The 12432-nt window shown below is 68.4% G+C and carries 13 protein-coding genes and 1 pseudogene; 9 read left to right on the top strand and 5 right to left on the bottom strand.

From position 1 onward, the window contains the following. The first annotated feature begins 32 nt into the window (after positions 1-32). A complete protein-coding gene (locus tag ACQY9P_RS05990; protein ID WP_421736179.1) occupies positions 33-578 on the top strand; it encodes a DUF1003 domain-containing protein in 546 nt (181 codons plus the stop codon). 3 nt (positions 579-581) lie between these two features. On the opposite strand, the gene ACQY9P_RS05985 is transcribed toward ACQY9P_RS05990, so the two are convergent. Continuing rightward, on the bottom strand, positions 582-1043 hold the full coding sequence (locus ACQY9P_RS05985) for an SAM-dependent methyltransferase (protein ID WP_421738248.1): 462 nt from the start codon (positions 1041-1043) through the stop codon (positions 582-584). A 49-nt stretch (positions 1044-1092) separates the two neighbouring features. On the opposite strand from ACQY9P_RS05985, the gene ACQY9P_RS05980 reads away from it, so the two are divergent. Then, positions 1093-2268, top strand: a complete 1176-nt coding sequence (locus ACQY9P_RS05980) for a class I SAM-dependent methyltransferase (protein WP_421736180.1) — start codon at positions 1093-1095, stop codon at positions 2266-2268. A gap of 133 nt (positions 2269-2401) precedes the next feature. Here ACQY9P_RS05980 and glmS read toward each other — a convergent pair whose 3' ends face one another. After that, positions 2402-4222, bottom strand: a complete 1821-nt coding sequence (gene glmS / locus ACQY9P_RS05975; protein WP_421736181.1) for a glutamine--fructose-6-phosphate transaminase (isomerizing) — start codon at positions 4220-4222, stop codon at positions 2402-2404. Positions 4223-4377: 155 nt separating this feature from the next. Here glmS and glmM point away from each other — a divergent pair, with 155 nt between their 5' ends. Next, the gene (gene glmM, locus ACQY9P_RS05970) at positions 4378-5724 is read left to right on the top strand and encodes a phosphoglucosamine mutase (protein ID WP_421736182.1); all 1347 of its coding nucleotides are present in this window, start codon (positions 4378-4380) and stop codon (positions 5722-5724) included. 22 nt (positions 5725-5746) lie between these two features. On the opposite strand, the gene ACQY9P_RS05965 is transcribed toward glmM, so the two are convergent. After that, the gene (locus ACQY9P_RS05965) at positions 5747-6490 is read right to left on the bottom strand and encodes a DUF6065 family protein (RefSeq protein WP_421736183.1); all 744 of its coding nucleotides are present in this window, start codon (positions 6488-6490) and stop codon (positions 5747-5749) included. A gap of 167 nt (positions 6491-6657) precedes the next feature. On the opposite strand from ACQY9P_RS05965, the gene ACQY9P_RS05960 reads away from it, so the two are divergent. From ACQY9P_RS05960 to ACQY9P_RS05945, 4 genes are all read left to right on the top strand, one after another. Continuing rightward, on the top strand, positions 6658-7164 hold the full coding sequence (locus ACQY9P_RS05960) for a prolyl-tRNA synthetase associated domain-containing protein (protein ID WP_421736184.1): 507 nt from the start codon (positions 6658-6660) through the stop codon (positions 7162-7164). Positions 7165-7244: 80 nt separating this feature from the next. Then, positions 7245-8153, top strand: coding sequence for a tetratricopeptide repeat protein (locus ACQY9P_RS05955; RefSeq protein WP_421736185.1), 909 nt, complete (start codon positions 7245-7247; stop codon positions 8151-8153). A 10-nt stretch (positions 8154-8163) separates the two neighbouring features. After that, on the top strand, positions 8164-8844 hold the full coding sequence (locus ACQY9P_RS05950; RefSeq protein WP_421736186.1) for an LON peptidase substrate-binding domain-containing protein: 681 nt from the start codon (positions 8164-8166) through the stop codon (positions 8842-8844). Positions 8845-8886: 42 nt separating this feature from the next. Next, positions 8887-9093: a Trm112 family protein gene (locus ACQY9P_RS05945; protein WP_421736187.1), complete on the top strand. Its 207-nt coding sequence runs from the start codon at positions 8887-8889 to the stop codon at positions 9091-9093. A gap of 8 nt (positions 9094-9101) precedes the next feature. Here ACQY9P_RS05945 and ACQY9P_RS05940 read toward each other — a convergent pair whose 3' ends face one another. Continuing rightward, positions 9102-10352, bottom strand: coding sequence for a UbiH/UbiF/VisC/COQ6 family ubiquinone biosynthesis hydroxylase (locus tag ACQY9P_RS05940; RefSeq protein WP_421736188.1), 1251 nt, complete (start codon positions 10350-10352; stop codon positions 9102-9104). Between the two features lie 249 nt (positions 10353-10601). Between ACQY9P_RS05940 and rlmN the strand changes: the two genes are divergently transcribed. Next, positions 10602-11801, top strand: coding sequence for a 23S rRNA (adenine(2503)-C(2))-methyltransferase RlmN (gene rlmN, locus ACQY9P_RS05935; protein ID WP_421736189.1), 1200 nt, complete (start codon positions 10602-10604; stop codon positions 11799-11801). A 17-nt stretch (positions 11802-11818) separates the two neighbouring features. Here the strand turns inward: rlmN and ACQY9P_RS05930 are convergent. Beyond that, a pseudogene (locus tag ACQY9P_RS05930) lies at positions 11819-11925 on the bottom strand (hypothetical protein); the annotation flags it as partial. Between the two features lie 76 nt (positions 11926-12001). Between ACQY9P_RS05930 and ACQY9P_RS05925 the strand changes: the two are divergent. Then, positions 12002-12430: a DUF350 domain-containing protein gene (locus tag ACQY9P_RS05925; RefSeq protein ID WP_421736190.1), complete on the top strand. Its 429-nt coding sequence runs from the start codon at positions 12002-12004 to the stop codon at positions 12428-12430. The last annotated feature ends 2 nt before the right edge of the window (positions 12431-12432 follow it).

Genomic DNA, 12432 nt, shown 5'->3' with positions numbered 1-12432 from the left:
GATCGTCCGGCCGGCGCGCGCGTTTTCGAGGCATGAGCCAAGCCCAGGTCGAGAGAAAACCCCCGGCGGACGAGAACCTTGACCAGCATGTCGAGGCGTCGGTCGACTCGCTGGCCGCCCTGCACCGCCAGCACCACGAGGGGTCTTCCGGACTTCAGCACGGCATCGACCGCGTCACCGACCTGCTGGGCCGTCCGCTGTTCGCCCTGTCTCTGGCGGCCGGGGTGGCGGCCTGGATCCTGTACGCCCGCCGCTCTCCGGAAGGCGTGCATGGCGCGGCCTTCGCCTGGCTGGAGCTGAGCGCCACCCTGGCGGCCCTGTTCGTCGCGGTGCTGATCCTGGTCACCCAGAGGCGCAGCGACCAGCTGTCGGAGCGCCGCGCGCAGCTGACACTGGAGATGGCCATCGTCGCCGACAAGAAGACCGCCAAGATCGTCGAACTGCTGGAGGCCCTGCGCCAGGACTCGCCGTCCATCCGGGATCGGACGGATGCGGAGACCGACGCCATGGCCCGGCCGGTTGATCCCGAGCAAATCCTCAGCGCCCTGGAGGTTCGCGACCTCGAGGCGGAAGACTGAGGGCTACCAGTAGCGTTCCATGATCTGCCGCGACCAGTCGGGCTCGCGGTGCTCGCCCCGTGGTGCGAAGCCGGCCATCACGGGCTTGATGTCCAGAACCGGCGTGCCGTCGATGGCGTCCAGACCCTCGACCTCCAGGTTCAGGCCATCCACCGCCACGATGCGGCAGACGGTGACGCCGATGCGGTTGGGCCGGTTCTTGCCGCGCTGGGCGAAGATGCCGATCCTGGGCCAGTCCGTGTTGCCGCGCGGATGGCGGGCGCCGGTGACGATCTGGGCGTCGGTGACGCGGTCGAAGACATAGATCACCTCGGCGTGGCTGAAGGCTTCGAGCCCCATCAGCGCCTCGCCGTCGAACTGCTCCGGGTCAAGAGCGATCCGGGCGCGGCTGGCGCCCCAGTCGTCATCCTCGGGAACATCGCGACCGCCCTCGACCCGGCCAACCGGCGTCATTGTGAAGGCCATGTTTTCCTCCCGGCTTTCCTTGGCGGCCAGGATACCCATAATCGGGATCATGATCGAAGCTCTCCTGCGCAAGATGATCAGGACCGGCGACCTCACGGCGCATCTGCCCGGGGGGCGCGTTCTCAAGGCGGGCGACGGTACGGGCCCGCCGGTGGTGATGCGGCTGAACGGCCGGGGCCTGCGAAGGCTGGTCGCCAATCCCGGCCTGGGCCTGGGCGAAGGCTACATGGACGGCGACATCGTGCTCGAACAGGGCTCGATGTGGGACCTTTTGCGCATCGTTGGCGAGGGCGGTTCGCGGGGCCTCAAGGGCCGGGGCTCATGGGCGACGCGGACTCGCAAGGCGATCAAGCGGCGCGTGCAGCAGGTCAATGACCGCGTGGCCTCGCGCCGCAATGTGGCTCACCACTACGACGTCTCCAACGCCCTTTACCGGCGCTTCCTCGACGCCGACATGCAGTATTCCTGCGCCTATTTCGAGCGTCCCGACATGACGCTGGAAGAGGCCCAGGTCGCCAAGAAGGCCCATATCGGCAAGAAGCTGCTGATCCAGCCCGGCATGAAGACCCTGGACATCGGCTCGGGCTGGGGCGGGCTGTCGATGACCCTGGCCAGGGACCATGGGGCCCGGATGACCGGGGTGACGCTGTCGACCGAGCAGCTGTCCCTGGCCCGCGAACGGGTGGCCGATGCGGGGCTGGAGGACCAGGTCGAGTTCCGGCTCACCGACTATCGCGACCTGGACGAGACCTTCGACCGCATCGTCTCGGTCGGGATGCTGGAGCATGTCGGCGCGCCGCAGTTCGCCACCTATTTCCAGACGATCAAGCGGCTGCTGGCTGACGATGGCGTGGCGCTGATCCATTCGATCGGCCGGGCCTCGGGGCCGGGCGCGACCAACGCCTTCACCAACAAGTACATCTTCCCGGGTGGTTACATCCCGGGCCTGTCGGAGATCGTCAGGGCGATCGAGGACGCGGGCCTGTGGATTACCGATATCGAGATCCTGCGCCTGCACTATGCCGAGACGCTGAAGCACTGGCGGCTGCGGTTCATGGCCGACCCGGAGATCCCGGCGCTGTTCGACGCCCGGTTCCGGCGGATGTGGGAGTTCTATCTGGCCGGCGCCGAGATGGGCTTCCGGCACGGCGGCCACATGGTGTTCCAGATCCAGCTGGCGAAGCGGCGGGACGGGGCGCCGCTGACGCGGGATTATATGGCTTAGGAGGCCTGGATCCTCCCCCTAGCGGGGGAGGTGGCGCGAAGCGCCGGAGGGGGAAGTCGCTAGATGTTCATGGCATCCCCTCTCCGTCGCCCTTCGGGCGACCCCTCTCCCACAGGGAGAGGATCTGGAGCCCCTATTCCACCGTCACCGACTTGGCCAGGTTCCGGGGCTGATCCACATCCGCGCCCTTCACCACCGCCACGTGATAGGCCAGCAGCTGGATCGGGGCCGACATCACCAGGGCCGAGACCAGCGGGTCGCTGGCCGGGGCGGTGACCACCACCCGCGCGCCGGCCGGGGCGTGCTTGGCGCCTTCGGGGTCGGTGATGAACACCACCTGGCCGCCGCGCGCCATGACCTCGCTCATGTTCGAGGCCGACTTTTCAAACCAGCTGTCATAGGGCGCCAGAATGATGATCGGGGTCTGGTCGTCGACCAGGGCGATCGGGCCGTGCTTCAGCTCGCCGGCGGCATAACCCTCGGCGTGGATATAGCTGATCTCCTTCAACTTCAGCGCGCCTTCCAGGGCCAGGGCCGACATCGGGCCGCGCCCTAGGAACAGCACGTCGCGGGCCTTGGCGATGTCGACGGCGATCTCCTTGAGGGCGTCTTCCAGGCCGATGGCCTCGGCGATCAGGCGCGGGGCTTCCAGCATCACCCGGACCAGGCGCTGCTCCTCGGCGTCGTCGATGCGACCGCGCGCCTTGGCGGCGGCCACGGCCAGGGCGATCATCACGCTGACCTGGGCGGTGAAGGCCTTGGTCGAGGCCACGCCGATCTCGACGCCGCAATGGATCGGCCAGACCACGTCGACCTCACGGGCCATGGTCGATTCCTGGGCGTTGACCACCACGGCGCTCTTCATGCCCCGGGCCTGGCAATAGCGCAGGGCGGCCAGGGTGTCGGCGGTCTCGCCCGACTGCGACATGGCGATCACCAGCGAGCCCGGCCGAAGGGCCGGCTGGCGATAGCGGAACTCCGAGGCGATCTCGACGTCCACCGGCAGGTCGGCCAACTGCTCGATCAGGTACTTGCCGATGACCCCGGCGATATAGGAGGTGCCGCAGGCGACGATCTGGATGCGCTCCAGGGCCTTGAAGTCGATATCGCCCGGCATGGCGCTGCGGGCGGTCAGGGCGTCGACATAGGCCGCGATGGTGCGTTGGCAGCCCTCCGGCTGGTCATGGATCTCCTTTTCCATGAAGTGCCGGTAGTTGCCCTTTTCCAGCATCACGGCCGAGGTGGCGACGACCTTGACCGGCCGTGTCACGGCCGCGCCTGACGCGTCGAAGATCCGCGCCGAGGTGTGGTCCAGCGCGACGTAGTCGCCCTCTTCCAGATAGGTGACCCGGTTGGTGAAGGGGCCCACGGCCAGGGCGTCGGAGCCCAGGAACATCTCGCCGTCACCCTCGCCGACCACCAGGGGGCTGCCCCGGCGCGCGCCTAGGATCAGGTTGTCGGCCCCCTCGACCAGGACGGCCAGGGCGTAGGCGCCCGTCAGGCGGTCCAGCGTGGCCTTGAAGGCGTCCAGCGGCTCAAGGCCCGTCGCCAGCTCGGCGTCGATCAGGTGGGCGATGACCTCGGTGTCGGTGTCGCTCTCGAACACCCGGCCGGCGGCGGCCAGCTCGGCCTTCAGCTCGGCGAAGTTCTCGATGATGCCGTTGTGGACCAGCGTCACCCGGCCGGCGGTGTGGGGGTGGGCGTTCTTGACATTGGGCGCCCCGTGCGTGGCCCAGCGCACGTGGCCGATGCCGTTCTGGGCGACCAGGGGCTGTTCGGCCAGCACGGCCTCGAGGTTCCTGATCTTGCCCTGGGCCCGGCGGCGCTCGACCTTGCCGTTGACGACGGCGGCGACGCCGGCCGAGTCATAGCCGCGATATTCCAGCCGCTTGAGGCTGTCGATCAGCCGGACCGAGACGGGGCTGGTTCCGACGATGCCGATGATGCCGCACATGGGCCATGATCCTTTGTAGAACGCGGCGGTGGGACTATTGCTACCGCGGGATTTCGAGGTCGGGCTTTAGCATTCGTGCAGACCCGTCCCTCATAAATCTGCATTTCGGATCGTTTCGCGTTCCAGCACGGCTAAATCGAGACCAGAAGACGACCATGAGCAAGCGCGCCTATTTCGGCACCGACGGCATCCGCGGCCAGGCCAACCAGCATCCGATGACCGCCGAGGTCGCGCTTCGGGTCGGCCTCGCCGCCGGCAAGCTGTTTCGGTCTCAGGACGACCGCCGCCATCTGGTGGTGATCGGCAAGGACACCCGGCTGTCGGGCTACATGATCGAGCCAGCCCTGGTCGCCGGTTTCGCCAGCGTGGGCATGGACGTGCGGCTATTCGGTCCTCTGCCCACCCCGGCCGTGGCGATGATGACCCGCTCGATGCGCGCCGATCTGGGCGTGATGATCAGCGCCAGCCACAATGATTTCGCCGACAACGGCATCAAGCTGTTCGGTCCCGACGGCTACAAGCTGTCGGACGCCCAGGAGCTGAAGATCGAGGCCCTGATGGACGAGGGCCTGCAGGAGGGCCTGGCCCCGCCGCGCGGCCTGGGCCGCGTGCAGCGCGTCGATGACGCCCAGGCCCGTTACATCGAGATCGTCAAGGCGACCTTCCCGCGCAACATGAGCCTGGCGGGTCTGCGCATCGTCATCGATTGCGCCCACGGGGCGGCCTACAAGGTGGCGCCCCAGGCGCTGTATGAGCTGGGCGCCGAGGTCTTCCCGGTGGGCATCGCGCCCAACGGAACCAACATCAACGCCGACTGCGGCTCGACCCATCCCGAGGCCATGGCCAAGCTTGTGCGCGAGTATCGCGCCGATATCGGCATCGCCCTGGACGGCGACGCCGACCGGCTGGTGATCTGCGACGAGAAGGGCGTGGTCGTCGACGGCGACCAGATCATGGCGATCATCGCCGCCGCCTATGCCAAGGCCGGTACGCTGAAGGCCGGCGGCGTGGTGGCCACCGTCATGTCGAACCTGGGTCTGGAGCGCTTCCTGGCCGACAAGGGGCTCAATCTGGAGCGCACCAGCGTCGGCGACCGCTACGTGATGGCCCGGATGCGCGAGGGTGGCTTCAACCTGGGCGGCGAGCAGTCGGGCCACGTGATCCTGTCGGACTTCTCGACCACGGGCGACGGCCTGATCGCCGCGCTGCAGGTGCTGGCGGTGATGATCGAGACGCAGCGGCCGATGAGCGCCCTGGGCCGTCAGTTCGAGCCGGTGCCGCAGCTTCTCGAAAATGTCCGCTTCGCCGGCGGCAAGCCGCTGGAGGCCAAGAGCGTCAAGGAGGCCATCGCCGACGGCGAGGCCCAGCTGAACGGCTCGGGCCGCATCGTCGTGCGGCCCTCCGGCACCGAACCGCTGATCCGGATCATGGCCGAGGGCGACGATCCGGCCCTGGTCAAGAAGGTGGTCAAGTCGATCGTCTCGGCCGTGAAGGCGGCCTAGCGGCGCCCGGCGGCGCCCGCCTTCACCCCACCTTGGGCGCCTTCAGCCGGCGCTTGTTGACGTGGTGGCTGGGGGCCTCGGCCTGCACTTCCTCGGGGTATTCGCCCTTGAAATAGTAGCGCTGCCAGGCCTCCTTGGTGGCCTCGGGGTCGCGCTTGAAGATCAGGCTGTTGAACTCGGTGCGTTTGTCGGCCCAGGCGTCGTACTGGCGGCGCAGGTCCTGGTTGCTGTTCATCGAGCGGATCACCGGCTGGACGTTGTCCATCGCCTTGTCCTGGATCAGCATGATGAAGCAGAAGGGCTCGCCCTTCTCGAACCGCACCGTGCCGGGGCGGGTGAACAGCCAGTTCATCGTGAACGGGAAGGGCAGCCAGTCGGTCTCGACCAGGCCGGCCAAGGGCTGAATGCCGTCCTTGATGTGGTTGGGCGGACCCATGGTCAGGGTCGACCAGCCCGGCGGGGTGCGGAACAGATAGCCGGTGTGGAAGGTCACCGTACCGCGCGAGAAGTGCGACTTCACGAAATCGGTAAAGCCCGGATAGGGATGGTCGGGCCGGAAGGTGATGCAGTTCTGGTGGGCGCCGCCGTCCCAGGTCATCGAGAAGCCGACCGGGCACAGGATTTCCCAGCCCGAGGTGTTGGCCATCGACAGCGGCAGGCAGCGATAGGGGTGGCGGTCGGCGAAGTGATCCATCCAGGCGCGCTGCGGGCGACCGGGCACGATCTCGGGCGGGCGGTTCTCGGTGGGATAGCACTCCAGTTCCATGCCGATTGTCTTCCTGTTCCTGACCCTTGAGTCTGCTTAGCGCTCGCGAGGCGACGTCGTCCAGTTTCCCGAACGCCCAGTCCAGCCCCCTCCGTCTCCCCGGCGAAGGCCGGGGAGACGGATCAGGGGGTATTCAACGTTGCGTCATCTCCCCCTAAAACCCTCCCATGAAGACCCGCGCTGACCTGTTCGCCTTTTTCGACGCCCATGGCGTCGCCCATTCCACCCTCGATCACCCGCCGGTGTTCCGCGTGGAGGAAGGGCTGGAGATCAAGGCCGCCATGCCCGGCGGCCACACCAAGAACCTGTTCCTCAAGGACGCCAGGGGCCAGCTGTGGCTGATCTCGGCCCTGGGCGAGACGGTGATCGATCTGAAGCGCCTGCACCACGTGATCGGCTCGGGCCGGCTGTCGTTCGGGCCGGAAGCGCTGATGGTGGAGACGCTGGGCGTGAGGCCTGGATCGGTCACCGCCTTCGGGCTGATCAACGACACCGAGCATCGCGTCCGTTTCGTGCTCGACGCGGCCCTGGCGAAAGCCGACCCGGTCAATTTCCACCCGCTGGGCAATGACGCCACCACGGCGGTCAGCCAGGCGGGCCTGCGCGCCTTCCTGGCCGCCCTGGGGGTCGAGCCGATGATCGTCGACTTCGAGGCGATGGTCGTCGCGTCTTAAGCATTCCCCCCGATTGCGGTTGTCGCCTCGAGGGACCATCTTCCCCGTTACCGCGTTTCCGCCTGCATGAGAGACTTCCGATGAGCCTGATCGGCGAAAAGCCCGCCCCCATTCAAGCCGGCGGGAAAAGCGCGCACATCAAGGACGGCACGGACGCCAGCTTCATGGCCGACGTCATCGAGGCGTCGAAGACCCAGCCGGTCATCGTCGACTTCTGGGCCACCTGGTGCGGCCCGTGCCGTACGCTGACCCCGGCGCTCGAAAAGCACGTCGCCGCCGCCGGCGGCGCGGTCAAGCTGGTCAAGATCGATGTCGACAAGAACCCCGGCTATTCGGGCCAGCTGCGCGTGCAGTCGATCCCCACCGTCTATGCCTTCGTCAACGGCCAGCCGGTCGACGGCTTCCAGGGCGCGGTGCCCGAGAGCGAGATCAAGGCCTTCATCGCCCGCATCTCCGGCCCGCCGGCTCCCAGCGATCTGGATGCGCTGCTGGCCATGGGCCAGGAGTCGCTGGACCTGGGCGACCTGGGCGGCGCGGCTCAGGCCTATGCCGAGGCCCTGCGGATGGACCCGGAAAACGTCAAGGCGCTGGGCGGTCTGGCCCGCTGCTATCTGGACGGCGGTGATCTGGAACGCGCCGCCGAGGTGGCCGCCATGGCCCCGGTGGGCGCCAAGGACGCCCAGCTGGAAAGCGTGCGCGCCGCCCTCGCCCTGGCCGCCGACGCCCCATCGGAGACCGCCCCGTTCGAAGCGCGCCTGGCCGCCGATCCCGACGACCACGAGGCCCGTTTCGAGCTGGCCAAGGCCCTGGCCGGCGCCGGTCATCTGCAGGCGGCGTCCGACCACCTGCTGGCGATCATCGCCCGCGACCGCGCCTGGAACGACGAGGCGGCCCGCAAGCAGCTGCTGACCGTGTTCGAGGCCGCCGGCGCCATGTCTGAAGTCGCCAAGGCGGGCCGCAAGCGCCTGTCCTCCATCCTGTTCAGCTAGGGACATGCCCATGCCGGGAGCCTTTCGAAGGATCAGCGACCTGCCGCTGGTGATCCCGGTGTTCCCGCTCGACGGGGTGCTGCTGCTGCCCGGCGGGCAGCTGCCGCTCAACATCTTCGAGCCGCGCTATCTCAACATGCTGGACGACGTCATGTCGGGCGAGCGGATGATCGGCATGATCCAGACCCGCCACACCCTGGGCGGCGGGAGCGGGGAGGACCATCATCCGGGCCTGGCCCCGATCGGCTGCGCCGGGCGGGTGACCAGCTTCGCCGAGACCAGCGACGGCCGCTATCTGATCACCCTGACCGGCGTCTGCCGTTTCCGCGCGGGCGAGGAACTGCCCGTTCGCACGCCCTATCGCCAGGTGCGCGCCGACTTCACCGCCTTCGAGGCCGACCTGCGCGAGGATTCCGAGAGCAGCGCGCCGCCGATGGATCCCAAGGTGCTGCTGGCCGCCCTGCGCCGCTATCTGGACCATCGCGGCCTGGCCATCGACTGGACCAGCGCCGAGTCCGCGCCGTCCGACGCCCTGATCAACAGCCTGGCCATGGCCCTGCCGTTCGACGCCATGGAAAAGCAGGCCCTGCTGGAGGCCCCCACCATGGCCGACCGCCGCGAAACCCTGGTGGCCCTGCTGGAGATCGACGCGGCCGTCGGCGACGACGACGATCCCCCCTCCATTCAGTAGCCCCCTCTATCCAGAGGGAAGGCTCGCCGGTAGAGATGACGCATGACCGCGACCCCCACACCGCCGCCCGCCGAGATCGATCCGCGCCTGCTTGAGGTTCTGGTCTGCCCCGTCACCCGCGCGTCGCTCGACTACAACCGCGCGCGCGGCGAACTGGTCAGCCGCACGGCCAAGCTGGCCTATCCGATCCGTGACGGCGTGCCGATCATGCTGCCGGAAGAAGCCCGCGCGCTGGAAGACGGCGAGTAGCCGCGAGGCTAGATCGCCTGCCCGCGCAGCAGCCTGGGCAGGTCGCCCACCGCGCCGCCGGCCTCGTGCATGAAGAACCGCCGCGCCGGGGCGATGCGGTTGACCGCCGCCAGGCCGATGCCCCGCGCCAGACGCAGGATCGGGTTGTCGTTCGAGAACAGGCGCACGAAGCCGTCGAAGGCCAGGGCGTTGGTCACGGTGTCGAACCGCCGCCAGCGGGCGTAGCGCTCCAGCACCACGTCCGAGCCGATATCCTCGCCGCCGCGCATCGCCTCGACCAGCACTTCGGCCAGGGCCGCAGCGTCCTTGAGGCCCAGGTTCAGGCCCTGGCCGGCGATCGGGTGCACGCCATGGGCGGCGTCGCCGATCAGGGCCAGGCGCGGGGCGACCATGCGCTCGGCCAGCAGCAGCGACAGCGGATAGACGAAGATCGGCCCGACGATCTCGACATCGCCCAGGAACTCGCCGAAGCGCCGCATCAGGTGGGCGTGGAAGGCTTCGGGCCGCGCACCGCGCAGGGCCTCGGCCCGGGCGGTGCTCTCGGTCCACACCAGGCTGGCGCGGTTGTCGGTCAGGGGCAGGATGGCGAACGGGCCGCTGGGCAGGAAATATTCGTGGGCCACGCCCTCGTGCGGGCGCTGCATCTTCACGGTGGCGACCACGCCGCTCTGGCCATAGCCCCAGCCGATGTCGCCGATCCCGGCCGCCTTGCGCAGGACGGAGCCGCGCCCTTCGGCGCTGACCGCCAGGGGGGCCGATAGCACCCGGCCGTCGGCCAGGGTGATGCGGGCGCCGGCGGCGTCGACCTCAAGACCCTTGGCGGCCATCGGCGCGATCACCGGAATGGCCTTGTCGGTCACGGCCTGGGAGAGGGCGGCGCGGATCTGGCGGTTCTCGATCAGATAGCCCAGGGGCTCGCCGTCCGAGCGGTCGGCGATCTCGCTGGAATCAAAGCGCAGGAAGGCCGGCGAGGCGCCCCGCGCGGCGGCGCCGGGCGTGCGGCCGTCGGTGACCAGGATCTGCTCGATCCGCTGGGCGTGAGGCTCCAGCGCCTCGCCCGCGCCGATCGCGCGCCACTGGCGGAAGCTGGAATAGGCGATGGCCGAGGAGCGCCCGTCGAAGGTCGGGGCCAGCTGGGCCTCGAACGGCTGGGGGTCGACCAGCAGGGGTTTCAGCCCCCCCGAAGCCAGGGCCAGAGCCAGGGTCGAACCGGCCATGCCGGCTCCCGCGATGATCACATCGGCGTCGTGCGTGCGCATGAGGCGGATATGGGCCTGAGCGGGGAGGGTGTCTAGTCTTGTCACCCCTCCCCCTTGATGGGGGAGGGGCAGGGGTGGGGGTGATACGGCGGATGATCGTGAGCGCGGCGCTTTGCGGCCAGCTCAGCAGTCACCCCCATCCCCAACCCTTCCCCCATCAAGGGGGAAGGGAGCCTGATTTTGGAAAAACCCCCGCCAAGTGCTATATCCCGCCCCCGACCCCATAAATCCCCGACCCCGGACCGCCCCTTGAGCGTCACCCTTGATCTGTCGCGCGTCTCCGGCGCGGCGCCTGCCCCCAAGCCGCTGATCAACCTGTCGGGCCTGACCCGGCCGCAGATGATCGCCGCCCTGACCGAGTCGGGCGTCGCCGAGCACGGCAAGGCCAAGATGCGGGCTACGCAGGTGTTCCGCTGGATCCACCATCGCGGGGTCACCGACTTCGCGATGATGACCGACGTCGCCAAGGAAACCCGCGCCCGGCTGGCCGAGGTGTTCACCATCGCGCGGCCCGAGATCGTCGAGCGCCAGGTGTCCAAGGACGGCACCCGCAAGTGGCTGATCCGCATGGCCCCCGGTATCGAGGTCGAGGCGGTCTATATCCCGTCGGTCGGCCGGGCCGGCGCCCTGTGCGTCTCCAGCCAGGTGGGCTGCACACTCAACTGCAGCTTCTGCCACACCGGCACCCAGGCCCTGGTGCGCAACCTGACCGCCGCCGAGATCGTCGCCCAGGTGCAGGTGGCCAAGGACGACCTGGCCGAGTGGCCGTCCGACAAGGACGATCGCCTGCTGTCCAACATCGTGTTCATGGGCATGGGCGAGCCGCTCTACAACATGGGCTCGGTCGCCGACGCCATCGAGATCATCAGCGACAACGAGGGCATCGGCATCTCGCGTCGCCGCATCACGGTCTCGACCTCGGGCGTGGTGCCCCAGCTCCAGGCCCTGGGCGAGAAGACGCAAGCGATGCTGGCCATCAGCCTGCACGCCACCAATGACGCCCTGCGCGACGTGCTGGTGCCGCTGAACAAGAAGTATCCGCTGGAGCAGCTGATCGCCGGCATTCGCGCCTATCCAGGCATCAGCAACGCCCGCCGGGTGACGTTCGAATATGTGATGCTGAAGGGCGTCAATGACAGCCCGGACGAGGCCCGCGCCCTGATCAAGCTGATCAAGGGCATTCCGGCCAAGATCAACCTGATCCCGTTCAACCCGTGGCCCGGCAGCGACTACCAGTGCTCGGACTGGGCCGCGATCGAGGCCTTCGCCGCCATCGTCAACAAGGCCGGCTATTCCTCGCCGATCCGCACGCCGCGCGGCCGCGACATCCTCGCCGCCTGCGGCCAGCTGAAGAGCGAGAGCGAGAAGGTCCGCGCCTCGGCCCTGCGCCAGCTGTCGATGGCGGCCATGGCGGGTGTGCTGGATGATGACGAGGACGAGGGGGCGTAAGCAAGCGGCTCGAACCGTGCGTCCTTCGAGGCCCGCTGCGCGGGCGCCTCAGGATGAGGGATTCAGAACCGTCCTCATCCTGAGGCGCGAGCCGAAGGCGAGCCTCGAAGGACGCATGGCGCTGGCCGCCAAGCCCCCTCTACGCACCCTCCCAAACCCGTGATAGTCATCACCCATCAGTTCCGGGGGTTATCGCGTTCATGCCGTCCCAGCTTCAGTCGCCCGAGGTCCAGGCCTTCGCCACGGGGTTCCCCGTCACCCTGCTGCACGCCGGCGTGACGCTGTTCATGCTGATCATCGGCACCACGCTGTATGCGATGCTGACCCCGCATCGCGAGATCAAGCTGATCCGCGAGGGCAATTCCGCCGCCGCCCTGTCGCTGGGCGGGGTGATGGTGGGCTTGGCCATTCCGCTGGCGGTGTCGCTGATGGCCTCGACCTCGGTGATCGAGATCGTCATCTGGGGCGCGGCCACCATCGCCGTGCAGCTGCTGGTGTTCCGCGTCACCGACATGGTCCTGCAGGGCCTGCCCGAGCGCATCCATGAGGGCGAGGTCGCCGCCGCCGCCCTGCTGGTGGGCGCCAAGCTGGCCACCGCCCTGATCCTCGCCGCCGCCGTGGCCGGTTGATC

The organism is Caulobacter sp., assembly GCF_965279145.1.
Lineage (GTDB): Bacteria > Pseudomonadota > Alphaproteobacteria > Caulobacterales > Caulobacteraceae > Caulobacter.
The sequence above is the reverse complement of the archived record's forward strand: the minus strand, read 5'-3'. Positions and strand labels throughout refer to the sequence as shown.